Annotated in this window: 20 protein-coding genes; 11 read left to right on the top strand and 9 right to left on the bottom strand. The window is 71.5% G+C overall.

Translation table 11 applies throughout. The features are described 5' to 3' along the window. Positions 1-155 precede the first annotated feature (155 nt). Together CA984_RS02630 and CA984_RS02625 are read right to left on the bottom strand one after the other, a co-directional pair. Positions 156-1922: a S9 family peptidase gene (locus CA984_RS02630; protein ID WP_086567590.1), complete on the bottom strand. Its 1767-nt coding sequence runs from the start codon at positions 1920-1922 to the stop codon at positions 156-158. 175 nt (positions 1923-2097) lie between these two features. Then, positions 2098-2928 (bottom strand): putative RNA methyltransferase, encoded by an 831-nt coding sequence (locus CA984_RS02625; protein ID WP_086567588.1) that lies wholly within the window; start codon positions 2926-2928, stop codon positions 2098-2100. Positions 2929-3005: 77 nt separating this feature from the next. Here CA984_RS02625 and CA984_RS02620 point away from each other — a divergent pair, with 77 nt between their 5' ends. Then, positions 3006-3521: a hypothetical protein gene (locus tag CA984_RS02620; protein WP_133061515.1), complete on the top strand. Its 516-nt coding sequence runs from the start codon at positions 3006-3008 to the stop codon at positions 3519-3521. Positions 3522-3678: 157 nt separating this feature from the next. On the opposite strand, the gene rho is transcribed toward CA984_RS02620, so the two are convergent. Further along, positions 3679-4830: a transcription termination factor Rho gene (rho, locus tag CA984_RS02615; RefSeq protein ID WP_086567585.1), complete on the bottom strand. Its 1152-nt coding sequence runs from the start codon at positions 4828-4830 to the stop codon at positions 3679-3681. Between the two features lie 246 nt (positions 4831-5076). On the opposite strand from rho, the gene CA984_RS02610 reads away from it, so the two are divergent. After that, on the top strand, positions 5077-5763 hold the full coding sequence (locus CA984_RS02610) for an MBL fold metallo-hydrolase (protein WP_242675694.1): 687 nt from the start codon (positions 5077-5079) through the stop codon (positions 5761-5763). A gap of 151 nt (positions 5764-5914) precedes the next feature. Here the strand turns inward: CA984_RS02610 and CA984_RS02605 are convergent, their stop codons facing one another. Both CA984_RS02605 and CA984_RS02600 read right to left on the bottom strand, forming a co-directional pair. Further along, on the bottom strand, positions 5915-7135 hold the full coding sequence (locus tag CA984_RS02605) for an MFS transporter (RefSeq protein ID WP_165781074.1): 1221 nt from the start codon (positions 7133-7135) through the stop codon (positions 5915-5917). Positions 7136-7244: 109 nt separating this feature from the next. Continuing rightward, a complete protein-coding gene (locus CA984_RS02600) occupies positions 7245-7796 on the bottom strand; it encodes a helix-turn-helix domain-containing protein (protein WP_086567621.1) in 552 nt (183 codons plus the stop codon). A gap of 130 nt (positions 7797-7926) precedes the next feature. Between CA984_RS02600 and CA984_RS02595 the strand changes: the two genes are divergently transcribed. Further along, positions 7927-9165: a benzoate/H(+) symporter BenE family transporter gene (locus CA984_RS02595; RefSeq protein WP_086567579.1), complete on the top strand. Its 1239-nt coding sequence runs from the start codon at positions 7927-7929 to the stop codon at positions 9163-9165. Positions 9166-9326: 161 nt separating this feature from the next. On the opposite strand, the gene CA984_RS02590 is transcribed toward CA984_RS02595, so the two are convergent. After that, entirely contained in the window at positions 9327-9860 is a 534-nt protein-coding gene (locus tag CA984_RS02590; RefSeq protein WP_086567576.1) for a hypothetical protein, read from the bottom strand. 340 nt (positions 9861-10200) lie between these two features. Between CA984_RS02590 and CA984_RS02585 the strand changes: the two genes are divergently transcribed. Beyond that, entirely contained in the window at positions 10201-11169 is a 969-nt protein-coding gene (locus CA984_RS02585) for a magnesium transporter CorA family protein (protein ID WP_086567618.1), read from the top strand. Positions 11170-11296: 127 nt separating this feature from the next. After that, complete coding sequence (locus tag CA984_RS02580; protein ID WP_086567573.1) at positions 11297-12028, top strand: HNH endonuclease family protein; 732 nt, start codon at positions 11297-11299, stop codon at positions 12026-12028. Between the two features lie 168 nt (positions 12029-12196). Here CA984_RS02580 and CA984_RS02575 read toward each other — a convergent pair whose 3' ends face one another. Continuing rightward, entirely contained in the window at positions 12197-13084 is an 888-nt protein-coding gene (locus CA984_RS02575; protein ID WP_165781073.1) for a DUF4429 domain-containing protein, read from the bottom strand. A gap of 197 nt (positions 13085-13281) precedes the next feature. Here CA984_RS02575 and CA984_RS02570 point away from each other — a divergent pair, with 197 nt between their 5' ends. The 6 genes from CA984_RS02570 (at position 13282) to CA984_RS02545 (ending at position 21181) form a co-directional block, all read left to right on the top strand. Beyond that, positions 13282-14559 (top strand): aspartate aminotransferase type Ic, encoded by a 1278-nt coding sequence (locus CA984_RS02570; protein WP_207620676.1) that lies wholly within the window; start codon positions 13282-13284, stop codon positions 14557-14559. 233 nt (positions 14560-14792) lie between these two features. Next, positions 14793-16040 (top strand): MFS transporter, encoded by a 1248-nt coding sequence (locus CA984_RS02565; protein WP_086567570.1) that lies wholly within the window; start codon positions 14793-14795, stop codon positions 16038-16040. Between the two features lie 344 nt (positions 16041-16384). Continuing rightward, positions 16385-16660 carry an FmdB family zinc ribbon protein gene (locus tag CA984_RS49165; RefSeq protein ID WP_086567568.1) on the top strand — a complete coding sequence of 92 codons (276 nt, stop codon included), beginning with the start codon at positions 16385-16387 and terminating at the stop codon, positions 16658-16660. Positions 16661-16844: 184 nt separating this feature from the next. Continuing rightward, complete coding sequence (locus tag CA984_RS02555) at positions 16845-17492, top strand: AmiS/UreI family transporter (protein ID WP_086567566.1); 648 nt, start codon at positions 16845-16847, stop codon at positions 17490-17492. A gap of 111 nt (positions 17493-17603) precedes the next feature. Further along, positions 17604-18851, top strand: a complete 1248-nt coding sequence (gene fmdA / locus CA984_RS02550) for a formamidase (protein ID WP_086567563.1) — start codon at positions 17604-17606, stop codon at positions 18849-18851. A gap of 446 nt (positions 18852-19297) precedes the next feature. Continuing rightward, positions 19298-21181 (top strand): ABC transporter ATP-binding protein, encoded by a 1884-nt coding sequence (locus CA984_RS02545; protein ID WP_086567561.1) that lies wholly within the window; start codon positions 19298-19300, stop codon positions 21179-21181. A gap of 73 nt (positions 21182-21254) precedes the next feature. Here CA984_RS02545 and CA984_RS02540 read toward each other — a convergent pair whose 3' ends face one another. Continuing rightward, positions 21255-22673, bottom strand: a complete 1419-nt coding sequence (locus tag CA984_RS02540; protein ID WP_086567559.1) for a rhamnulokinase — start codon at positions 22671-22673, stop codon at positions 21255-21257. Continuing rightward, complete coding sequence (locus CA984_RS02535; RefSeq protein ID WP_086567556.1) at positions 22670-23770, bottom strand: LacI family DNA-binding transcriptional regulator; 1101 nt, start codon at positions 23768-23770, stop codon at positions 22670-22672. The genes CA984_RS02540 and CA984_RS02535 overlap by 4 nt, the downstream gene beginning before the upstream one ends. Positions 23771-23957: the final 187 nt, after the last annotated feature.

The following is a 23957-nucleotide window of genomic DNA, read 5'->3' as shown; positions in this document are numbered from 1 at the left end:
CCCGCCGCGTCCGGGGCGGTGCGCGGCCGTGGTCCTGCGGGCCCGGTGGAGGCTGGTCCCGCCGCACCCGGGACGATGCGTGGCCGTCGGTCCTGTGGCGGCCGGTCCCGCCGCGTCCGGGGCGGTGCGGGCTCCGTCGTCGGGCGGCCGGGCTGTTACGCCTCGATTCTGATGTGCTTGCGCGCGAATTCGAGCTGGGCCGACATCTGCGCGATCCGCTCGGAGACGACCAGGGAGCCGTGGCCCGCGTCGTACCGGTAGACCGAGTGCTCGTGGCCGCGCTCGGCGAGCCGGGACACGTAGGTCTCGATCTGCCCGATCGGGCAGCGCGGGTCGTTCTCCCCGGCCAGGATCAGCAGCGGCGCCTCGACCTGGTCGACGTAGGTGATCGGCGAGCAGCTCGCGTAGCGCTCCGGCTGTTCGCCGGGGGAGCCGCCGAGCAGCGCGCGGTGGTAGGCCCGCAGCGCCTCGGTCTCCTCCTCGTAGGTGGCCAGATGGTCGGCGATGGGCACCGTGGCGATGCCCGCCGCCCACACCTTGGGCTGGGTGCCCAGCCCGAGCAGCGTGAGATAGCCGCCCCAGGAGGCGCCGGACAGCACGAGCCGTTCCGGGTCGGCGATGCCGCGGTCGACCATGACGTCCCTGACCGCGGCGACGTCGGACAGCTCGATGTGCCCGACCTCTCCGACCAGGGCGTCCCGCCAGGCCGAGCCGTAGCCGGTGGAGCCCCGGTAGTTGACCCGCACGACCGCGAAACCCAGGTCCACCCACGCGGCCACCTGCGGCACGAAGGAGTCGTCGTCCTGCGAGGTCGGCCCGCCGTGCAGCAGGAAAATCGTCGGGAACGGTCCCGAGCCACGCTCGGGCCGTGACACCAGGGCGTGGATGCGCCCGCCGGGACCCTCCACGTCCACGTCCTCGACCGGGACGGACGGCGGCGAGGTCGGGCCGCCGTGGTTCATCACCACGTGGCCGTTGCTCGACCGGATCACCGGCGGGTGGGCGCCGCTGGACCAGGAGTACTCCACCGAGCCGTCGGGGCGGGGCGCGGCGGCGTCGATCACGCCGTGCTGGGTCTCGATCGGGAAGAGCCTGCCGCCGGCCAGGTCGTAGCGGTGCAGGTGGGTACGGCCGCGGTTGGCCCGGACGACGAGCAGCGAGCGGCCGTCGCCGTACCAGTCGGCGGTGATCTCACCGGGGTCGCGCAGCCAGATCTCCCGCTGCTCGTCGCTCTCGGGGTCCCAGACCAGCGGCTCGCGGCGGCCCCTGCGCTCGTGCAGGGTCAGCAGCCGGCGGTCGCCCGGCACGGGCGCGAAACGCAGGCCGAGGACCCCCTTGCCGGGGCCGTCGTGCAGGTCGCCGACGGTGTCGCCGTTCTGCCGGAGCACCCGCAGCGCGGGGTGCCGGGAGTCGCCGTGCTCGCTGTGGCTGATCGCGATCAGCGAGCCGTCCAGGGACATGGCGGCCACGGAGGCGGCCTCGGCGTGCTCGTAGACCAGCCGGGCGGGCCCGCCCGGCCGTACGACATGGATCTGGAAGCCCTCGCCGGGCCTGGCGACGCCTATCGCGGCCTCGCCCGTGGCGGACAGCGCGATCCCCGCCGGGTAGCCGGCTGCGAGGTCGATCGGCTCGTCGGGGCCGCCGGTGAAGGGCTGGCGCATCCAGCCGCCCCACTCGTCGCCGTCGGTGTCGGAGAACCACCAGATCCACTGGCCGGTGGGGTCGATCGTGCCGTGTGAGGTGCCCTTGGGTCGGGCGGTCGCCTGGCGCATGGATCCCGCCGCCCGGTCCCAGGCGTAGACCTCCCAGGCGCCGGAGGCGTTGCTGCGGTAGACGGCGCGGGCCGGAGCCTGACGCGCCCACACGGGCAGCGTCACGCGTGGCGCACGGAACCTGGCCTGCCAGCGCTCCTCCGCCTTCATATGGCGCTTCCCTCCGTCAAGGCTTCGCTTCACGCGTCCAGGCACGGGCTCGCTGGATTGCCGTCCAGTATGTCGCTTCCGCCATCAATTTGCTTAGTTAATGTGTGGGAATTTCGGACTAAATACCACTTCAGTAACATGCGTCCCGAAGGTGGCTGTCAAGCACAAGGCTTGATCAGAGGGCGGGTTGAAAGATAGACATACGGAAAGAAGCGGTCACATTGCTTGTTTCGGGTAGTTCTATGATCTTTCTTCGCATAACTTCGGGCTCGGTGTGCCAGGCGCTCGGTCCCATCCCCACGACGGCCTCGATCGCCCCGTGTCCCAGCGTCATCCCGAACTCGTGGACGCTCCGCCCGGTCTCCACGAAGTGGCCGCTCAGGCTCTCGGCGACCCTCCGCTCCTTCGACTCGTCCACCGAGAGCAGCCCCAGCCGCTCCACCAGCGGTTCGAGGTGCCGTGAAGTGGGCGTGACCACGACGAGCACGCCGTCGTCCCTGAGCATCCGGGCGAACTCCGCGCCGTTGCGGGGGGCGAACACGTTGAGGACCACGTCGACCGTACCGTCCCCGACGGGCAACGGCCGCCACACGTCGGCCACCACCGCCCCCAGCCGGGGGTGCGCCCGCGCGGCCCGTCTGATCGCGTGCTTGGACACGTCCAGCGCGATCCCGACGGCTCCCGGGAGCCGGTCGAGCGCGCCGGCGAGGTAGTGTCCCGTCCCCGCGCCCGCGTCCGCGACCACCTTCGCGCCGGTACGGCAGGCGCCGGCGACCGCCTCCGACAGGGGACCGAAATACCCCGCCCCGAGGAACGCCTCCCTCGCCGCCACCATGGCCGTGCTGTCCGCCGTTCCGGGGGCCTGGGAGCCGGTCAGCAGGCTGACATATCCCTGTCTGGCGATGTCGAAGGCGTGGCCCCGGGCGCAGCGCAGGACGCGGTCGCCAAGGTCGAGTCCGGCCCGGCAGACCGGGCAGGTGAGGTATTCGACGACGTCAGCCAGCATCCCACCATCATCCCGCTTCCAGCGGGGTCAGCGAGATGCAAGGACGTTCCAAGTCGCCAGTCCTATAAATCGGACGTATGAGGAAGAGATCTTTGCTCGGCGGGTTGCTGGCGTCCGTGCTCGTGGCGGGCCTGCCGGCGGCCGCCGACGCCGCCGTGAGCCCGGCGAAAGCCACCGTGACCGCCACTGTGACCGCCGGCTTGAGCGCCGGCTTGACCGCCCCCGCGGGGGCGAAGCACCACTGGGGGCCGGTGCGGTCGGCCACCGGGCACTCCGGGCACGCCGCGGCGGATGTGTGGATCACGGACTTCGCCGCCGAGACGTTCGCCGTGTCGGGCACGCTCCGCGACCGTGACCCCCATCGTGACCACTGCGCCTACATCCGCGCCAGGTTCCACTACGTCGGCGGCGGCACCGGCTGGGCGCAGCCGCGCTCGACCTGCCGCCCGAGCGGCGCCTTCAGGATGTCCTCCGACGGAGAGATCACCCGGGTGGACGTCAGGGTCTGTGTCCTGGACCGCGGCAGGCGCACGACCTCCTCCTGCCACGTCGACGTCATCCGGGCGGAGGACATCGCCAACTGGCCTCGCTGACCGGGGCCCGCGGATCGCCGGGGAGAGCCGGGCGGGATCGTCCAGCCGGGGAGGCGGGCGGTGGGCCGTCCGGACTCCGCCCGGGGAGGCCGCGGCCGGCCGTCCGGGCTCCGGTCGAGGGGACGGGCGGTCGGCCGTCCGGGCTCCGGCAGGGGGATCAGGTGGTCTGCCGGACCTGCTGGAGGAAGGCGGCGTTGGAGGGGGTCTCCCGGAGCCTGTCGGTGAGCAGCTCCAGGGCCTGCTGCTTCTCCAGGCCGCCGAGGGTACGGCGCAGGCGCCAGGTGAGCTGGTGCTCCTGCGGGTCGAGCAGGATCTCCTCGCGACGGGTGCCGGAGGCGTCGAGGTCGACGGCGGGGTAGAGGCGCTTGTCGGCCAGCGCGCGGCTGAGGCGCAGCTCCATGTTGCCGGTGCCCTTGAACTCCTCGAAGAGGTTGTCGTCCATCCGCGAGCCGGTCTCGACCAGTGCGGTGGCGAGGATCGTCAGCGAGCCGCCGTCGCGCAGGTTGCGCGCGGCGCCGAAGAAGCGGCGCGGGGGGAGCAGGGCCGCGGCGTCGAGGCCGCCGGCGAGGGTGCGCCCGCCGCCGGGGGCGAGGTTGTTGTAGGCGCGGCCCAGGCGGGTCAGGGAGTCGAGCAGGACGACGACGTCGTGGCCGCTCTCGGCGAGGCGCTTGGCGCGCTCGACGGCGAGCTCGGCGAGGGCGGTGTGGTCGCGGTCGGGGCGGTCGAACGTGGACGCGGCGACCTCGCCGTGGATGGACTCGCGCATCTCGGTGACCTCCTCGGGTCGCTCGCCGACGAGCACGACCATGAGGTGGCAGTCCGGGTGGTTGCGCGTGATCGCGGCGGCCAGGTCCTGCAGGACCATGGTCTTGCCCGCCTTCGGCGGGGCGACGATCAGGCCGCGCTGGCCCTTGCCGATCGGCGCGAACAGGTCGATGACCCTGCCGGTCACCGACTCGGTCTCCAGGCGGAGCCGCTCGCGCGGGTGGATCGGCGTCATGTCGGCGAAGTCGGCCCTGCTCCGCCAGTCGGTGGAACCGTTGACGCTCTCGACCTCGTCCAGCCTCTCGTACGGCTTGCGCGTGGTGGCGACGACATGGTCGCCGGGGCGCAGGCCGTACTGCCTGATCTGGGCGTGGGGCACGCGCACGTCGCCCTCCCCGGGGAGGTAGCCGCGGGTGCGGATGTAGCCTGTCTTGTCGCGGACATCGAGCAGCCCGGCCACGGTCTCGACGTAGGCGTCGCTCTCGCGAGGACGCGGGGGGCGTGCGGCACGAGGCCGCTTCCTGGTGGTGGTTTCGATGGTCATGAGTGACCTTTCACAGGCGAAAGGTCGTGACTGACCTTTCGCGGGGGAGAACCGCATGCCTGAGAAGGCGCGGTAAGAAAAGGTGGGAAATGGAGCGGATCATCGCACGTGGCCTAGCCGACAGTGCGTCACGCCCGCTATCACAGTAGCACCGTCAATCCGTATCGGACAGGAGACCGGATGCCACATCAGTCCATAACAGTCGCAGGCGTCGAAGTGTTCCCGCTGTGCGACGCCGTAGGACCGATGGGCGCCTCGATCCGGAGGCCGCTGCCGGAGATGTTCCCCGGAGGCTGCCACGGGGAGTCCGACGAGTGGACCCTGCACTTCCACTGCTACCTGCTCCGTGACGCGGCGGGCAGGACCGTGCTGGTGGACACCGGGATCGGTCCGGAGGACTCGCCGGCGGCGAGCTGGGCGCCGGTCCCCGGAGCGCTCGGGTCCGAGCTCGCGCGGGTGGGGGTGAGCCCCGAGGAGGTGGACGCGGTGGTCATCACGCATCTGCACAGCGACCACGCGAGCGGGGCCGTGATCGGCGGGGTGCCCGTGTTCGCCAACGCCCGGCACGTCTTCCAGCGCTCCGAGATCGACGCGGCCGCCGAGGACGTCCTCGCCCGCGTCGTCCGGCCGCTGGGCGATCGAGTGCAGGTGGTGGACGGCCAGGCGGACGTGCTCCCCGGCATCCGGGTGTTCCACACGCCGGGACACACCCCCGGCCACCAGGTCGTCCAGGTGGGCGATCTGGTGCTGACCGGTGACGTGGTGCTCCATCCGGTGCAGTTGGCCGACCCGAAGGTGCCCTACCTCTACGACGACGACCCCGAGCTCGCCGCCGCGACGCGGATGGAGCTGCTGGAGCGGGTCAGGGGCGCACGGGGGATGATCGCCACCGCCCACTTCGCGGAGCCCTTCACCATGCTCTCTCCCGCCTGAACCTCGACTGTTCCCGCGTGAACCTCGACGGTCTCTGCGTGACCTCGACGGTCTCCGCCTGAACCTCGACGGTCTCCGCGTGACCTCGGCTGTCCCGGCCTGAACCTCGACCCTCCCCGCGTGACCCCCACGGCGGCCCGGGGCCTCTTCCCTAGCCGCCCGGCTGGGCGGACAGCAGCAGGCGCCGGGCCTTGCCCCGGTAGCGGAGGACCTGGACCGCACCCAGCGCCCAGATCGGATACTGCACGGCGAAGGCCCAGCGGAACGCGTCCAGGTCGGTCTCCCCGATCAGTTCGAGGGTGATGCCGACCAGGGCGATCACCGACACGGACGCGACGAATCCGCCGCCGTTCACGATGCCGGTGGCCGCGCCGATCCGGGCGGCCGGGTTGAAGGTCCTGGCGTAGTCGAAGCCGATCATCGACCCCGGTCCGTTGGCCGCGAGCACCACCACGAGCAGGACGAGCAGCCAGAGCGGCGCCCGGCCGGGCCAGGCCAGCACGGCGGTCCACGCGGCGGTGGTGGTGCCGATCACGATGAGCACCATCCGGGAGCGGTGGAACGGGAACCGCCCGGCGAGGTAGCCGAGCAGCGGCCCGCACGCCATGCCGCACAGGGTCAGCGTGGACAGCAGCACACCCGCCGTGGACGGGTCGAGCCCCTGTCCCTGGACCAGGAACGGATAGCCCCACAGCAGCAGGAACGCGGCCGCCGAGCACTGGGTGGCCGCGTGGGTCCACATGCCCAGGCGGGTGCCGGGCTCGGCCCAGGCGGCCTTCAGGCTGGGGGGCCCGTCCGTCCGCTCCGGGCGGGCGTCGCGCAGCACCGTGAGCAGCAGGATCACCGACAGCACGCCCAGGCCGGCGGCGCCCATGAAGGTGGGCGTCCAGCCGTACGTGTGGAGGGAGTGGATCAGGGGCACCGCCGAGGCGATCGCGCCGAGCTGCCCGATCAGGCCGGTGAGCTGGACCATCACCGGGTTGCGGTGGGCGGGGAAGTGGAGGTTGACCAGCCGGATCACGCTGATGAACGTCATCGCGTCGCCGCAGCCGATCAGCGCCCGGCCCGCGACCCCGGGGAGCAGCCCCTCCGACAGCGCGAATACCAGCTCGCCGCAGGCCATCACGGCGGCGCCGGCGACCAGCATGCGCTTGGACCCGATCCGGTCGACGAGGACTCCGACGGGCACCTGCATGGCCGCGTAGACCAGGATCTGCAGCATCGCGAGGGTGGAGAGCCCGGCCGCGCCGATGTCGAGCCTCGCGGCGGCCTCGATGCTGGAGACGCCGAGGGACTGGCGGTGGAAGATCGCGATGACGTAGGCCAGTACACCCGTGGCCCAGAACATCACTGCCGTGGACCGTGGAGTCATGGGCTAAATATTACTTTTAGGGATTTTAGGGGATGTGTTGGGGTGGCCATGGGGTCCGGAGGCGGGTATATTCCCGGCCCCCCGAAGGGCCTGGCGGCCCCGCCCGCGCTCAGTGGCGGGGATAGCGTATGAGCAGGCTGGCGTGGACGTCCTGGGCACCGATCGCGGAGTAGATGTGCGGGACGTCCGAGCGCCACGTGAGATGCTCTCCCGCTCCGGCCCGGAGCGGCGCGTCCTGCGGGCCGGCGCTCAGCACCCCGGCGAAGACCGTGATGTGCTCGGTGACACCCTCATGGTGGGCCGGGGAGACCTGTGTGGACCCGGCCGGGATCGTCAGCCGGTAGAGCTCGTAGGTGACGGCCTCATCCTCGAAGACCTGGAGCAGCACGGCCTCGACGGCGGTGCCCTGGATGGTGGGGCCGGTGCCCAGGGCCAGTGTCAGAGGCACACCGAGCTGGGCGGTGACCGCCCAGAGCGTCTCCAGGGTGGGGTTGCGGGTGCCGTTCTCCAGCCCGGAGAGCGTGGCCTTGCCGATACCCGCGCGCCGGGCGAGTTCGGAGAGCGAGATGCCGCGCTCCTTCCTTAACCTGCGGATTCGCTGGCCTACGTCCGGTGTTCCGATGTCCTGGGCGGGACGGGGGCTTTGTGTACCGGAGTCCATGAGGCTATCGTGCAGCATTGCGTCCGTTCCGTTTACGGAACGGCCGTCGGCGCGCGGGACGGGCGCGGTGAGTCGCGGACGGTCCGGGCCGATCGGAGGCCGCCGGGGAAGCGCGGAAAGGACGACAGGGATGACACGCTTTCTTCAGCCCGTGCTGGCAGGGGTGGTGACCGCGCTGGTCGGCTTCGCCAGCTCCTTCGCCGTGGTTCTGGCCGGGCTCCGGGCGGTGGGCGCCGACCAGGGGCAGGCGGCGTCCGGCCTGCTCGCGCTCTGCCTGGCCAACGGCGTGGTGGCGATCTGGCTGGGCCTGCGGCAGCGCGTGCCGATCACCATCGCCTGGTCCACGCCCGGGGCGGCGCTGCTGGTCGCGACCGGCGCCGTGGAGGGCGGCTTCCCCGCCGCGGTCGGCGCGTTCGTGGTCTCCGGCCTGCTCGTCACGGTCGCAGGGCTCTTCCCCCAGCTGGGGCGCTGGATCGCGGCCATCCCCACCCCGATCGCCGGCGCCATGCTCGCCGGAGTCCTGCTCAACCTGTGTGTCGCTCCCGTCCGAGCCCTCGGCGAGGTGCCGCTGATGGCCGGTCCCGCCGTGCTCACGTGGGCGCTGCTGAGCCGCTTCGCGGCCAAGTGGGCGATTCCGGGAGCCCTGCTGGTCGCCGTCGTGGCCATCGCGCTGACCGGGCCCGGCCTGGGAACGGTGGACGTGCGCCCGGTGGTCGAGCTGACCGCCCCGTCCTGGAGCGTCGCGGCCATGATCAGTATCGCGTTCCCGCTGTTCCTGGTCACCATGGCCTCCCAGAACGTGCCGGGCATGGCGGTCCTCGCCGGGTACGGCTACCGCCCCCCGCTGCGCGGCATCCTCCTCGGCACCGGCCTGGCCAGCACCCTCGGCGCGCCTCTGGGCGGGCACGCGGTGAACCTGGCGGCCATCACCGCGGCGCTGAGCGCCGGCCCGGACGCCGATCCCGATCCGAGCCGCAGGTGGATCGCCTCGGTCACCGCCGGGGCCTCGATGATCGTCCTCGGCATCGGCTCAGGCCTGGCCACCGCGCTCGTCCTGCTCTCCCCGCCGGTGCTCATCGAGGCCGTCGCGGGTCTCGCCCTGATCGGCGCGCTCGCCTCGGCGATCACCACAGCCGTGGCCGAGCCGGAGGGCCGGGAGGCGGCGGTGGTCACGTTCGTGGTGACCGCGTCGGGGCTGACCCTGCTGGGGGTGGGCGCGGCGTTCTGGGGACTGGTCGCGGGAGGGGCKATGACGTTCCTGCACCGCAGGAGGAGGGCCCCGCAGACCGCCCTCCAGGAGACCGCCCCCGAGGAGATCGCGCCCGAGGAGGGGACGGCCGGCGAAGGGGTCCGGAGCAGCCGGATGTGATCGGCACGAGGTCCGGCCGGGCGAGACGGGCGATGATGCCCACGCCGTACCCGACACCGATCGCCGAGCGGACCGGCCGGCGGCCGGCAGATCGTCGTGACCGAAAACCTCCGCCGGTACGGCATGCGGGCCGTACCGGCGGAGGTGTGGGGCGGGGCGGGTTACCGGCCGTCTCCCGGGCGTCCGTGGCGACCGGCGACGAGCTGGTCGCTGCTGTGCTGACGGGGCACCTCGACCCGGGGGTGGGGCGCCGTGGTCTCGCCGCGGTCGTCGACGCCGTCGTGGTCACGGTCGACCTGCGGGCGGGCCGTCGTCTGGACCCGGTCGTCGACGCCGTCGCGGTCACGATCGACCACGGGGGCCGCGGGGGCCGGGTTCGTCTCCAGCTTGCGCTCGAGCTCCCGCTTCTCCTCCTCCAGGCGGGCGACGCGGTCGCGCGCCTCCATCCGGGAGTTGCGGAGCTTGCGGCGGTGCGTGGCGGAGCGGCGCATGCCGCTGAACATGACCGCCAGCCCGAGCAGGAACAGTGCCCCGGTGACGGCGCCGGCGAAGAAGAACTCCAGCTGGGAGAGCTGAATCGTCTGGTCGAAGACCGTGAACGACGCGGGGGTGGTGGCTGTGGCGGCCTCGTCCCAGGAGACCGCGACCACGGCCGCGCCCGCGAGTATGATCAGGAGGAGTCCCAGCACTATCATGTGACCTCATCTCGGGCTGCGTCTGTTGTCGTAAACCGCTGCTGCCCCGCAACCGCCGGATTATTCACCGGCCGCGGGCGGTTGGCGGGAAACGTGGCGGAGATCGATGTCGTGGTCATCGAGGCATGGCGGGCCGGGTTGTCCAGTGCCTGCTCCCCGAGCAGGGCCGGAGCCGTCTCCGTGGTCCTCGACCGCCGTCCGGCACGACCGCCGTCCGGCACGACCGCCGTCCGGCACGACCGCCGTCCGGCATCCGCCGGCTCCCCGCCGCGGCTCAGGTCGGCGATCCGCTCCCGGGTGAGGAGCGTCGGCCCCGCGGCCCCGGGCTACTGTGGCGGACATGGACCGCACCCGCCTTTACCGCAACGGCGTCCTGGAGGCCGAGGGTTTCCCCATCGACGACGTCTCCGATCACATCGGAGACCTGTCCGTCGCGGTGTGGTTCGACCTGTGCTCGCCCTCGCCCGCGGATCTGGAGAAGATCAGCGAGGAGCTCGGCCTGCACCGGCTCGCCGTCGAGGACGCCCTCCACAGCGACCAGCGTCCCAAGCTGGACACCTACGACAGCCACCTGTTCATCACCGTCTACGGTGCCAAGCTGGTGAGCAAGCACCTCGAACTCACCGAGATATCGATCTTCGTCACCAAGAACGCCCTGGTCACCGTCAGGGAGAGCCCGCACTTCGACATCGACGCGGTGATCAGGCGCTGGGACGCCAACGCCGAGATGGCCAGGTACGGCGTGCCGTACCTGCTGCACGGCCTGCTCGACTACGTAGTGGACGGCTACTTCGACGTGCTGCAGATGATCGACGACAAGGTCGAGGCGCTGGAGGACGACCTCTTCGAGGACAACGACGCCGACCGGTTGCACATCCAGCGCCAGACCTACGAGATGCGCAAGAGCCTGGTGCGGTTCCGGCGGCTGGCGGTGCCGATGCGCGAGGTCGTGGGCAGCCTGCTCCGCAAGGGCGTGGAGATGCTCGATCCCGCGCTGACCCCTTACTACCAGGACCTCTACGACCACACGTTGCGTGCCGCCGAGTGGACCGACTCCCTGCGGGAGCTGGTGGGCAACGTCCGCGAGGCCCACATCAACCAGCAGGGGTTCAGGCTCAACGACATCATGAAGAAGATCACGAGCTGGGCGGCCATCATCGCGGTGCCCACGATGATCACCGGATTCTACGGTCAGAACGTGCCGTATCCCGGCTTCAGCCAGCCGCTCGGCTTCTGGACCTCCACCGCCGCCATCCTCGTGGCCTCGTCCATCCTCTATCTGGTCTTCAAGAAGAAGGGCTGGCTCTAGCCGGCTGGTGGAGGTCTCCCGTCCAGGTGACGGGAGTGTGAACGACGCGTCACAGTGATCGATGTTAAACCAAGGGAATTGCGGGGATCAGTCATGTCTTGGCCCGTAATTCTCTGTGGAGGCATGGGTGAGCACGCGGGGGGTGGTCACTGTCGTTCTGGGTGCCGCGGTGATGTTCTCACTGGCGAGCCCGGCGGACAGCAGGGCGAGAGCCGCTCCTGAGAGCCGGGCCAGAGTCGCTCCGCTCGACAATCCGCACGGCACCCGGCCGGGCCTGGCCCCGGTCCGGTCGGCGCGTGACAGGATCGCGGCGATCAGGCTGATCAAGAGGCTGCGGGTCAGGGGGATGGGGCCGAAGACCGGCTACACGCGGGCCCGGTACGGCGCCAACTGGGCGGACACGGCGAGAGGCGTGCCGTACGCGCGCAACGGCTGCGGCACCCGCAACGACCTGCTCGCCCGGGACGGCGAGCAGGTGAGATACCGCCGGGGGTCGGACTGCGTCGTCATCGCGATGAGCCTGCGCGACCCCTACACCGGCAGGACGATCCGCTGGCGCAAGCAGCGGGCGGACCAGGTCCAGGTCGACCACGTGGTCCCGATGTCCTACGGGTGGAGGATGGGCGCCTCACGCTGGCCGATGGCCAAGCGGATGCGGATCGCCAACGACCCGCTCAACCTGATCCCCGTGTACGGCGACGCCAACCAGGCCAAGGGCGGCTCGGGCCCGGCCTCGTGGCTCCCGCCGCTGCGCCGGATCCGCTGCGCCTATGTCGTGCGCTTCGCCCAGGTCTCCCTGAAGTACGGCCTGCCGGTCACCAGGGCCGACAAGGCCGTCATGCTCGCCCAGTGCCGTTAGGCCGCGCCCGGCCGCCGGGCACTGGCGGGCACCCGGCCGGCCCCGTCCGGGAGGCTCTCGGGCCGATCTCGTCCGGAAGCGCGGGACCGGTGTCCGACGGAGGCGCCGGAGCGGCGCCTGACGGGAACACGGGACCGGTCCCGCTCGCAGGCGCCTGGCCGGTCCCGTTCAGAAGCGCCGGAGCAGCGCCTGCTTGGCGACGGTGAACTCCTCCTCGGTGAGCACGCCGTCCCGGTGCAGGTCGCCGAGCTCGCGCAGGCGGCGCAGGAGCGCGTCCGGGTCGTCGTCGCCACCGGCGGGGGCGGGGACCGCCGGTGCGGGGGCGTCGAGGGCGGGCTGCGGCTCCGCGGCGCCGGAGGGGTGCGGCAGCCGGGCGAGGACGGCGGCGACGAACAGCGCGGCCGTCCGGGTCTCCTTCTCCAGGCCCCACAGGACCAGGCAGTGCGGGTCGTGCTTGGGGGCCAGCTTGTGCACCGAGCCCCTGAGGTTGAACCGGAGGTGCCCGTTCTCCAGGCCGGCGGACGGGATCCACTCCAGGCTGAGCAGGTCCTTCAGCGGGAACCGCTGGGAGCCCGCCGACCTCTTGGCCCCCTCGACCGCCCAGTTCCACTCGATGCGGAACGACTCGCCGTCGAACGTCGCGGTGCCGTCGCCTCCCGCCACGGTCAGCGGCACCCCGGGGCCGGGCATCAGGTAGTGGTCGCTGGGCCCGTCGGGCACCTGCTCGATCACCAGGGCGTTGCGCACCTCGTCGACGAAGTACTCGGCGACGCCGGTGCGGCCGGCGTCGACGGCCAGCTGGTAGGGGTCGGCCGAGTCGGAGATCCGCCCGCGCGAGGCCTGGGTGAACGGGTCGGCGCCCTCCCGCAGCCGCAGTCGCAGCCGCCCGCCCTTCTTACCGGGCTCGTAGGCGATGCCGGCCACCGCCGCCAGCGGGACCGCCACCTCGCCCAGGAGCTGCCGCAGCTTGTTCACGCCCCGATCCCGGCTGGGCACGATCCGCAGGATCTCGCCGTCGAACGTCCATGTCCCGTCCCTAACCATGACCTCCGCCATACCCGGATCTTACGGTGGCGGCCACGGCCGGGCGGGCTTCGAGGACATGCGGGCCGGCTTCCGGGACATGCGGTCCTGCCGTGGGCCGGTTTCCGGTCGTGCCCGGGGGTCTTCTATCCTTCAAAGGCCATCCGCGACGACCCTTCAAGGCCATCCGCGACGACGTCCACCCGCGATCTGCAGGCGAAGGAAACCCCGTGAGCCTTTCGGCCCTGAACCTCGACGAGCTGACCGCGCAGCGCGATCGCGCCCTGCGCGACTACGACGCGCTCGTCCAGCGAGGCCTCTCCCTCGACCTCACCCGGGGCAAGCCGTCGGGCAGGCAGCTCGACCTGGCCTCCGCCCTGCTGACCCTTCCCGGCGGGCACACCGCCGCGGACGGGACCGACTGCCGTAACTACGGGGGGCTGCAGGGCCTCCCCGAGATCCGGGAGATGTTCAGCGGCCTGCTGCAGGTGCCCGCCGGTCAGCTGATCGCCGCGGGCAACTCCAGCCTCTCGCTGATGCACGACTCCATCGTCCACGCCCTGCTCGGCAGGGTGCCCGGCGCCGAGCGCCGGTGGGTGGAGGAGCCGCGGATCGCGTTCCTGTGCCCGGTCCCCGGCTACGACCGCCACTTCGCCCTGTGCGAGCGGTTCGGTATCGAGCTCATCCCCGTGCCGATGACCGCAGAGGGCCCCGACATGGATGTCGTGGAGCGGCTCGTGCTCGAAGACCCCCAGGTCAAGGGGATCTGGTGCGTGCCGAAGTACAGCAACCCCAGCGGTGTCTCCTACAGCGACGAGACGGTGCGCCGCCTGGCGGCCATGCCCGCCGCCGCGCCGGACTTCCGGATCTTCTGGGACAACGCCTACGCCGTGCACCACCTCACGGACACGCCGGTGGAGATCGCCGACCTGCTGGCGCTGTGCGCGGAGAGCGGCAACCCCGACCGCGCCTTCGTCTTCGGCTCCACCTCGAAGATCACTTTCAGTGGCGGCGGCGTCGCCTTCTTCGGCTCGTCCCCGGCCAACGTGGCCTGGCTGCTCGGGCACATGGCCAAGGGGACCATCGGCCCCGACAAGATCAACCAGCTCCGCCACGTGGAGTTCCTCCGCGACGAGGACGGCGTCCTGGAGCACATGCGCCGCCACCGGGAGCTGATCCGGCCGAAGTTCGACGCGGTGGACCTGATCCTCACCAAGGAGCTGGGCGGCACCGGCCTGGCGTCCTGGTCCAACCCCGCGGGCGGCTACTTCATCGGTCTCGACGTGCTGGAGGGCTGTGCGCGTCAGGTGGTGAGCCGGGCCGCGGCGGCGGGCATCGCGCTGACCCCCGCGGGCGCCACCCACCCGTACGGCGACGACCCCCGTGACAGCACCATCCGCATCGCGCCCACCTACCCGGAGCTGGACGAGGTGGAGCTCGCCATCGCCGGTCTGGCCGTCTGCGTGCGTCTCGTCGGGACCGAGAAGCTGCTGGAGCAGGCCCGATAGTCATGTGGCCGGGCCGCCGCCGTCCCCGGCGGCGGCCCGGACCCGGCTCGGGCCCGGCCGAGGTGGCCCAGTCGATCCGCCGGGTTTTGGCTCTTATCGAGGGGCCGGCCCGCTCCCTAGGGTGTGAGCTGCACAGCGGGGTGTGAGCCGTACGGCGCTCACGGCGGGCGAGGAACGGGACGCGGTGACGGCGTCCGCGTCACCCGGCTCCGCGGGGATGACCAAGGAGCCACATGTCCAGCAGGATCCTGCCGCCCTCCGGCCCGCCCCGGGTTCTCGCCCTGGCGCAGCTGGCCAACGCCTTCGGTGACGGCGCGTACTACGTGTGCTCGGCGCTGTACTTCACCCGGATCGTGGGGCTCTCGCCGACCCAGGTCGGTTTCGCCCTGACCCTCGGCTGGGCCCTCGGGTCCGTGGCGGGGATCCCGCTCGGGCATCTCGCCGACCGCTGGGGCGCCCGGGGCACGGCGGCGCTGCTGGCCGTCGCGACCGGCGTGGCGGTCGGCTCGTTCCTGTTCGTCACGTCCTTCGCCCTGTTCGTCCTGGCCGCCTGCCTCTACACCTGCTGCCAGTGCGGGCTCGGGGCCGCCCGGCAGGCGCTGCTCGCCGGACTGGTGGACAAGGCCCGGCGGACCGAGGTCCGGGCCCACCTGCAGGCGACGGTGAACGCGGGGCTGGCGGTCGGCGCGGCGCTCGGCGGGCTGGCCCTGCACCTCGACACCCGGCAGGCGTATCTGGCGGTCTTCGCGATGGACGCCCTGAGCTTCCTGGCCTCCGCCCTGGTGCTGCTCCGGCTCCCCGCCGTGCCGCCCTCGCCCCCCGCCCCGGCCGGCGAACCGGCCCTGGCGGTGCTCCGGGACAGGCCCTATGCCCTGATCTCCCTCCTCAACATGATCATGCTGCTCTACATGCCCCTCCTCAGCCTGGTGATCCCGCTGTGGATCGTGCAGCGGACCGCGGCGCCGAGCTGGACGGTCTCGGCGCTGCTGGTGCTCAACACGCTGAGCGTGGTGCTCTTCCAGGTGCGGGTGGCCCGGCGGGTGACCGGCCTGAGCACCGCCTCCCGGTCCGTACGGCAGGCGGGCCTGGTGATGCTCGCCTCGTGCGCGGTGTTCGCGCTGTCGGCGGCCGGATCCTCGGCGTGGGCCGCCGGAGCCGCCCTGCTCGTGGCCGCCTGCCTGCAGGTGCTCGGCGAGATGATGCATGCCTCCGGTGCCTGGGAGGTCGGGTTCGACCTGGCCCCGCAGGACAGGCAGGGGCAGTACCAGGGTTTCTTCGGCGCGGGCACGGCGGTCGCGAGGATGCTCGGTCCCCTACTGCTCACCACATTGATCATCACCTGGGGTCCGCCGGGCTGGCTCCTGCTGGGCGGCCTGTTCCTGCTGGCCGGCTCCGCCATGGGGCCGGCCGTACGCTGGGCGGAACGGAACCGGACGGCCGCCTCCACCGCTGTTCCCCTCCGGCAGGTGCCCTCCCTCTGACCTCCGCTTCTCCAAGGATCAGCCACCCCGAAGAGGGAATGAGAGTCTTTGCCGGCCTGTGCGGGCCGGGGGGACGGACGACGGCCCGCCCGGGAAGGCGATCCTGCTCGCTTCGGAGAGCCTCCTGTGGGGCCCCGGCGGAGCCGGCCGTCAAAAGGATGTCTGACCTGGGGTTCGACACCTCCGCGCAGGCATCGGGGGTCGGCCTGTTCAGGCCTTGACAGGCTGGTTGGCTTCAGGTAGTCCGGAACTGTTGACCCGATCCGTCGCGGATCCGTGGTCCCGCCAGCCGGAGAGCCGGGCACGCATGGCTCCGTTCCCGGGCGGGCGGAGTGGAGGTGCCTATGGCAACCTATGAATACCTTTGCCGTGATTGCGGGCGGTTCGATGTCCGGCTGCCGATAGGGACCGCGCCGGTGTCTCACGACTGCTCCACGTGCGGACGCGGCGCCCCTCGGGTCTTCTCCCCGCCGGGCTTCTCCCGGGTGCACCCGGCGCTGTCCGCCGCGCTCGATCGCGACGAGCGGAGCCGGGATTCGCCCGAGGTCGTCTCCGGTGTCCCCGGCCGGCGCCCTCCACGGCCACCGCATCCGGCGCTGGCGCGCCTGCCGCGCCCGTGAGCGGCGGAACACGGCACAACATATCCATATACGTCCCCCGGCGAGGCCTGGAGCTCGGCGAAAGCCGACGTCCAGCCGCCTTCCCGGCGGACACGGTCATGGGCACGGTCGTGTCACCGCATGGCGTGGACGCCTCACGTTGCCCACCTTGAATTCCCATCACCGGCACTAGGGGGTGTCACGGATGGGAGCAGTTGGACTGCTCTACGTCGGCGCGGTGCTCTTCATCAACGGGCTGATGCTCCTGGGGAAGGTCGACCTGCGGGCCGCGGGCATCTTCAACCTCTTCGTCGGAGCGCTGCAGGTGATCACGCCCACCGTGTTGATCATCACCGCCAACGGCAGGCCGGACGTGATCCTCAACGCGTCGGGGATCTTCCTGTTCGGGTTCACCTACCTGTATGTGGGGATCGGCCTGCTCGGTGGGTTCGACACCACCGGGATCGGTTACTTCTCGCTGTTCGTGGCGATCATGGCGCTCGGCTACGCGTTCGCGAACTTCCGGGTCCTCAATGACAGGCCTTTCGCCGTCATCTGGCTCTACTGGTCGTTCCTGTGGCTGCTGTTCTTCCTGCTGCTCGGGTTGAAGCGCGATCACCTGACCACTTACACGGGCTGGGTGACGGCGATCGAGGGATGGGTCACGGCGGCCATCCCGGCGTTCCTCATCCTCATCGGCTACTGGCAGCGCTGGAACCAGAACGTCATCGCGACCCTCCTGCTGGTGTTCGGCGTGGTGGTGTTCGGCGCGCTCTGGCCGCTGACGAGGAAGCGGGGGGCGCTCTCCAGCCGGGCGGGGCCCGCCGGCGGTGAGACGATCGCCGCCCGCTAGCCCGCCCGCGAACCGTTCCCGGCGGGCCGGCGAGAACCGGTGCCGGGGAGGAGGTGATGCGACCCGCCGACGCCCGATCACCGCGTATCCGATCCAAGAGGAGGAACCGTCATGCCAGAAGTCGTGTTCAGCGTCGACCAGTCGAAGTCGATGCGTGACCAGGCCGTGCCTGGTCACAACCGATGGCATCCGGACATACCCGTGGCCGCCATGGTGCGACCCGGGGACGAGTTCCGCGTCGAATGCCGTGAATGGACCGACGCGCAGTTACACAACGACGACTCGGCCAACGACGTGCGAGACGTCGACCTCACCCTCGCGCACATGCTGAGCGGCCCCATCGGGGTGGAGGGGGCGGAGCCGGGAGACCTCCTGGTGGTCGACATCCTCGACCTCGGTCCGGTGCCCCAGCAGGTCGGCGACGCGCCGGGACAGGGCTGGGGCTATACCGGGGTGTTCGCCAAGGTGAACGGCGGCGGCTTCCTGACCGACTACTTCCCGGACGCCTACAAGGCGATCTGGGATTTCCACGGCATATACGCGACATCTCGCCACCTGCCCGGCATCCGATACGCCGGCATCACCCATCCCGGGCTGTTCGGCACGGCACCGTCGGCGGAACTGCTGGCCAGCTGGAACCAGCGCGAGCAGGCTCTCATCGACACCGATCCCAACCGGGTCCCGGCCCTGGGCCTGCCGCCGCTGCGCGACAACGCCCTCGCCGGAACGGCGACCGGCGACGTGGCCGACCGGATCGCCGGGGAGGGGGCCCGCACCGTTCCCGCACGGGAGAACGGCGGCAACCACGACATCAAGAACTTCACGCGCGGGGCGCGCGTCTTCTACCCCGTCCACGTGAAGGACGCCAAGCTCTCGGGAGGAGACCTGCACTTCAGCCAGGGTGACGGCGAGATCACCTTCTGCGGGGCGATCGAGATGGGGGGCTTCATCGATTTCCGCGTGGACCTCATCAAGGGCGGCATGGAGAAGTACGGCGTCGCCACCAACCCGATCTTCATGCCCGGCAACGTCGAGCCGCGGTACTCGGAGTTCATGTCGTTCATCGGCATCTCGGTCGACCACGACACGAACACGAACTACTACCTCGACGCGACGGTGGCCTACCGCCGAGCCTGCCTCAACGCCGTCGAATACCTCAAGAAGTGGGGCTACACGGGCGAGCAGGCCTACCTGCTCCTCGGGTCGGCGCCCATCGAGGGCCGGATAAGCGGCATCGTCGACATCCCCAACGCCTGCTGCTCGCTCTACCTGCCCACCGAGATCTTCGACTTCGACGTGCGCCCGAACGCGGAGGGGCCCGTCAAGAAGGACAGGGGGCAGTGCGCCGTGACGTCCTGACCGGTGGGGCGTAGCGAGGTGTGACATTCCGGAGACCGCGGCCGCCCCCGAGTCCGCGGCCCCGGAACCACCGCGTGCGCCGAGCGGGATCCATGAGCTCGCCTCCGGAGGGGGCGGGCCTCTCGGCTGTCTGGGCTGTCTCAGCCGTCGTGATGCGGGACTTCCGGCTGCCCCGGCCGTCGGGGCGCCGGCGGCGGAGCTTGACCTCAAGTTACGTTGAGGTCTTAGTGTCGTCTTGGGTCGCCGTCCGGGAACGCCGACGACGCCGTGGCTCCCCAGCGGACCTCCCACGGCGGCGCGGAACGTGATCGCGGCGACCGTGACGATCGCTACGGCCACCCGGCGTGATCCGCCGGGTCCGTGGAGACGGTCCGCGGCGCCGCGGAATTCTGTCGGTGCTCCGTGGGATCGTCGGAAACCATCCCCCAGACCTCGGAGACAACGCGATGGACATGGAAGTTACCGCGTGGACATCGCTCTACCACGCGATGAACGCGCAGGAGGAGCGACGGCCGTTCTCCATGGCCGCACTGCGGCGCATCGCCGTGTTCGCCCGGCCCCACCGTCGGCTGCTGATCTGGTTCCTGCTGCTCAGCGTCGTGACGGCGGCGCTGGCGGTGGCGACCCCCGTGCTCGCCGGCCGGGTCATCGACGCGATCGTCAACGGCGCGGCGGTGGACGTCGTCGTCGGGCTCGCGGCGCTCATCGCCGTCATCGCGGTGGCGGAGGCCGGGCTCGGGCTGGTGACCCGGTGGCTGTCGGCGAGCATCGGCGAGGGCCTGATCCTCGCCCTGCGCGCCGCGGTCTTCGACCACGTGCAGCGCATGCCGATCGCCTTCTTCACCCGCACCCGCACCGGCGCGCTGGTCAGCAGGCTGAACAACGACGTCATCGGCGCGCAGCGGGCCTTCAGCGACACACTCTCCGGCGTGGTCGGCAACCTCGTGACGCTCGTGCTCACGCTCATCGTGATGATCGGGACCTCCTGGCAGATCACCCTGCTCGCCCTGGTGCTGCTGCCGGTGTTCGTCCTGCCCGCGCGGCGGATGGGCACCCGGCTGGCGCGGCTCGAACGCGAGTCGGCCAACCACAACGCGGCGATGAGCACGCAGATGACGGAGCGGTTCTCCGCGCCGGGGGCGACGCTGGTGAAGCTCTTCGGCCGGCCCGCCGATGAGTCGGCCGAGTTCTTCACGCGGGCCCGGCGGGTGCGCGACATCGGGGTGCGCACGGCGATGGTGCAGTCGGTGTTCGTCACCGCGCTGATGCTGGTCTCGGCCCTCGCCCTCGCCGTCGTCTACGGTCTCGGCGGCTTCTACGCGCTGCGGGGGCAGTTGGAGCCGGGCGCCGTCGTCGCGATGGCGCTGCTGCTCACCCGCCTCTACGCTCCGCTGACCGCCCTGGCCAGTGCGCGGGTGGAGGTGATGAGCGCGCTGGTGAGCTTCGAGCGGGTCTTCGAGGTGCTGGACCTCAAGCCACTGATCACCGAGAAGCCGGACGCCCGGCGGGTGCCCGAGGGGCCGGTTTCGGTGGAGTTCGACGCGGTGCGGTTCGGCTACCCGTCGGCGGACAAGGTGTCGCTCGCGTCGCTGGAGGAGGTCGCGACCCTTGACACGCGCGGCGGCGTCGAGGTTCTGCACGGGGTGTCGTTCCGCGCCGAGCCGGGGCAGATGGTGGCGCTGGTGGGGTCGTCGGGCGCGGGGAAGTCGACGATCGCGCAGCTGGTCACGAGGCTCTACGACGCCGAGGAGGGCGCCGTGCGCCTGTCCGGGGTGGACGTCCGGGACCTGTCGGCCGACTCGATCCGCGAGACGCTCGGGATGGTGACGCAGGACGGGCACCTGTTCCACGAGTCGATCCGCGCGAACCTGCTGCTGGCCCGGCCGGGGGCGCCGGAGGAGGAGCTGTGGGAGGTGCTGCGCCGCGCCCGGCTCGCCGATCTCGTCGAGGCGCTGCCCGACGGCCTGGACACCGTCGTCGGCGAACGCGGATACCGGCTCTCCGGCGGTGAGCGCCAGCGGTTGACGATCGCGCGGCTGCTGCTGGCGCGCCCCAGGGTGGTGATCCTCGACGAGGCCACCGCCCACCTGGACTCCACCTCGGAGGCGGCGGTGCAGGAGGCGCTGGGCGAGGCGCTGGCCGGGCGGACCTCGGTGGTGATCGCGCACCGGCTCTCCACAGTCCGGGCCGCGGACCTCATCCTCGTGATCGAGGACGGGCGGATCGTGGAGCGCGGCACGCACACCGACCTCCTCGCCGCGGGCGGCCGTTACGAGGAGCTCTACCGGACCCAGTTCGACCAGCCGTCCGTCAGGGAGGCGGTCCACTGACCGGTCCGTCGAGCCGCGGCGGGCCGGTTTCCGGGCCCCGGGACACGGCGCGGGGAGGGCCGGGACGCGTCGTTCAGCGGCCGGGGAGCCGGGCCTCGGCCCGGGCCCACGCCTCCTCCTCGCCCTTGGGGCGGTAGGTGACGAGCCGCTCGCCCTGCCGTACGAGGGCGCGGATGTCGGAGACCACACCCTGGGCGCGGGCCTGGACCAGGGCGTTGCCCAGGGCGGCGGCCTCCACCGGGCCGGCGACCACCGGCAGGCCGGTCGCGTCGGCGGTCATCTGGCAGAGCAGCGTGTTGCGGGCGCCACCGCCGACCACGTGCACGACCTCCACCTCCTGGCCGCTGAGCCGTACGGCGTCGCGGACCGCCCGGCGGTAGGCGAGGGCGAGGCTCTCCATGACGCACCGCACGACCTGGGCCCGGCCGGCCGGGGGCCGCTGGCCGGTGCGCTCGCAGAACGCGGCGATCCGGGCGGGCATGTCGCCGGGCGGCAGGAAGGCCGGGTCGTCGGGGTCGAACACCGCCTGGAACGGCGGGGCCTGCGCGGCGGCGGCGAGCAGCTCGGCCAGGCCGGAGTCGCCCCAGGCGCGCATGCACTCCTGCAGGATCCACAGGCCCATCACGTTGCGCAGGTAGCGGATGGTGCCGTCCAGACCGCCCTCGTTGGTGAAGTTGGCCAGGCGGCTCTCCTCGGTCAGGACGGGCCGGGGGAGTTCGAGTCCGACGAGCGACCAGGTTCCGGAGGAGATGTAGGCGAACCGGTCGGTGTCGGCGGGCACCGCCGCGACCGCCGAGGCGGTGTCGTGCGAGGCCACCGCGGTGACCGGGGTCGAGCCGGGCAGCCCGGTCTCCGCGGCGACCTCGGCGCGGAGCGTCCCGGCTGCGGCTCCCGGCTGCCGCAGCTCCGGGAGGATCCTGGCGGGCAGGCCCAGCCGTTCGGTCAGCTCTTCGGCCCAGCCGCCGGTCCGCACGTCGTACAGCCCGGTGGTGGAGGCGTTGGTGGCCTCCGCGCCGACGGAGCCGGTCAGCCAGTGGGTCAGCAGATCCGGGATCATCAGCAGCGTCTCGGCGCGGTCGAGGTCCGGCTCGGCGAGCAGCTGGTAGACCGTGTTGAACGGCAGGAACTGCAGGCCACCGGCCTGGTAGAGCGCGTCGGCCCCCACCTCGGCGGTCACCCGTTCCATGATCCCGGCGGTCCGCTCGTCGCGGTAGTGCACCGGGTTGCCGATGAGCCTCCCGGCGCCGTCGAGCAGGCCGTAGTCGACCGCCCAGGAGTCGATGCCGACCGAGTCGACCGGCCCGGCCTCGCGCAGCCCGTCCAGGACACCCCGGTGCAGGGCGAGGATGTCCCAGTGCAGGGTGCCGCCGACCCGGACCGGGCGGTTGGCGAACCGGTGCACCTCGGTGAGGCACACCCGCCCGCCGTCGATCCGCGCGGTCATCACCCGCCCGCTGGAGGCGCCCAGGTCGACTGCCGCGTAAACGTTCATCGAATCTCCTTGAGCGTGGAGACCCCGGGCTTCAGCTCCGGGGAGGAAGCCGACACTCGTCGTCGGGTGGTCGCCGCGGCCCTTCCCGGCCCGCCGGTGGACTCGCGGACGACCAGCTCGGGCTGGAACACGATCTGCCGGTGAGCGTGCGCGCCGGGGTCGCCGCACTCCTCCAGCAGCAGCTCGGCGGCGATCTGCCCGAGCCGGTAGGTGGGCTGCCGGACCGAGCTGAGCGACACCGCCGATGCCGCCGCGAAGTCGATGTCGTCGTAGCCGATCAGGGCCACGTCGCCGGGCACGCCGACCCCGGCCTGGAGCAGGCCCCGGAGCACGCCGAGGGCGAGCAGGTCGTTGGCGCAGAAGATCGCCTCGGGGAGCCGGCCGGAGGCGATCAGCCTCTCGGCCGCCTCCTGCCCGGCCCGCGCGGTCATGGCCGGCGCCTCCACCGCCTCCAGGACGGTCTCGGGGTCCAGCCCCGCGGCGGCCAGGGCCTGACCTCCGCCGCGCTCCCGGTCCAGGCACTGACGGATGGTCCGCGGGCCGGTGAGGTAGCCGATCCTCCGCGCGCCGAGGTCGAGCAGGTGGGCGACGGCCAACCGGCCGCCCGCCACGTCGTCGACGGTCACCGAGCACAGGTCGGGCCGGTGCGCGGGACGGTCGACGAGCACCACGCTGATGCCGCGCTCGCGCAGCCCGTCGAGCAGCCGGGGGTCCTCGTCCGAGGGGGTGATGAGCACGCCGCGCACCCGCTGCTCGGCGAAGACGAGCAGGTTGTGCTCCTCCTTGGACCGGGAACCGGCCGAGTTGCCGAGGATCACCGCGTAACCGAGGTCGCTGGCGACGTCCTCGGCCCCGGCCGCGACGTCGGTGAAGAACGGGTTGCCGATGTCCATGACCGACAGCCCGATGGTCCGGCTGTGCCCGGCGCGCAGCGTCGACGCCGAGCCGTGCCGGACGAAGCCGAGCTCGCGGATCGCCTGCCTGACGCGCTCCCGGGTCGTGGGGGCCACCCGCTCCGGCCGGTTGAGCACGTTCGAGACCGTGCCCGGAGACACCCGCGCGAGCCGGGCGACCTCCTTGATGCTGACAGTCCCCAACCGCCCTCCTCGGATCGATCTCTATTAAAACGTGTTATGCCATCTGGCGGCGACCTTATCCCAACACGCTGCGGACCGGGCCACCACTCCGTCCCTGATGGGAGACGTAACGCATTGGAAACTGGCCCTTCGTTCCCCATTGACATGGCGGGATCCTCGGATTAGCGTCCCGTCGACTCTCTAAAAC

It is taken from the genome of Streptosporangium minutum (assembly GCF_002149035.1).
GTDB classification, from domain to species: domain Bacteria; phylum Actinomycetota; class Actinomycetes; order Streptosporangiales; family Streptosporangiaceae; genus Streptosporangium; species Streptosporangium minutum.
The sequence above is the reverse complement of the archived record's forward strand: the minus strand, read 5'-3'. Positions and strand labels throughout refer to the sequence as shown.

Coding starts and splice junctions, on each gene's coding strand:
- CA984_RS02590 (WP_086567576.1), bottom strand. CDS start 9,860: ATGATAGTGCTGGGACTCCTCCTGATCATACTCGCGGGCGCGGCCGTG.
- CA984_RS02585 (WP_086567618.1), top strand. CDS start 10,201: ATGGACCGCACCCGCCTTTACCGCAACGGCGTCCTGGAGGCCGAGGGT.
- CA984_RS02545 (WP_086567561.1), top strand. CDS start 19,298: ATGGACATGGAAGTTACCGCGTGGACATCGCTCTACCACGCGATGAAC.
- fmdA (WP_086567563.1), top strand. CDS start 17,604: ATGCCAGAAGTCGTGTTCAGCGTCGACCAGTCGAAGTCGATGCGTGAC.
- CA984_RS02625 (WP_086567588.1), bottom strand. CDS start 2,928: ATGCTGGCTGACGTCGTCGAATACCTCACCTGCCCGGTCTGCCGGGCC.
- CA984_RS02555 (WP_086567566.1), top strand. CDS start 16,845: ATGGGAGCAGTTGGACTGCTCTACGTCGGCGCGGTGCTCTTCATCAAC.
- CA984_RS49165 (WP_086567568.1), top strand. CDS start 16,385: ATGGCAACCTATGAATACCTTTGCCGTGATTGCGGGCGGTTCGATGTC.
- rho (WP_086567585.1), bottom strand. CDS start 4,830: ATGACCATCGAAACCACCACCAGGAAGCGGCCTCGTGCCGCACGCCCC.
- CA984_RS02605 (WP_165781074.1), bottom strand. CDS start 7,135: ATGACTCCACGGTCCACGGCAGTGATGTTCTGGGCCACGGGTGTACTG.
- CA984_RS02540 (WP_086567559.1), bottom strand. CDS start 22,673: ATGAACGTTTACGCGGCAGTCGACCTGGGCGCCTCCAGCGGGCGGGTG.
- CA984_RS02600 (WP_086567621.1), bottom strand. CDS start 7,796: ATGGACTCCGGTACACAAAGCCCCCGTCCCGCCCAGGACATCGGAACA.
- CA984_RS02610 (WP_242675694.1), top strand. CDS start 5,077: ATGGGCGCCTCGATCCGGAGGCCGCTGCCGGAGATGTTCCCCGGAGGC.
- CA984_RS02620 (WP_133061515.1), top strand. CDS start 3,006: ATGAGGAAGAGATCTTTGCTCGGCGGGTTGCTGGCGTCCGTGCTCGTG.
- CA984_RS02630 (WP_086567590.1), bottom strand. CDS start 1,922: ATGAAGGCGGAGGAGCGCTGGCAGGCCAGGTTCCGTGCGCCACGCGTG.
- CA984_RS02565 (WP_086567570.1), top strand. CDS start 14,793: ATGTCCAGCAGGATCCTGCCGCCCTCCGGCCCGCCCCGGGTTCTCGCC.
- CA984_RS02575 (WP_165781073.1), bottom strand. CDS start 13,084: ATGGCGGAGGTCATGGTTAGGGACGGGACATGGACGTTCGACGGCGAG.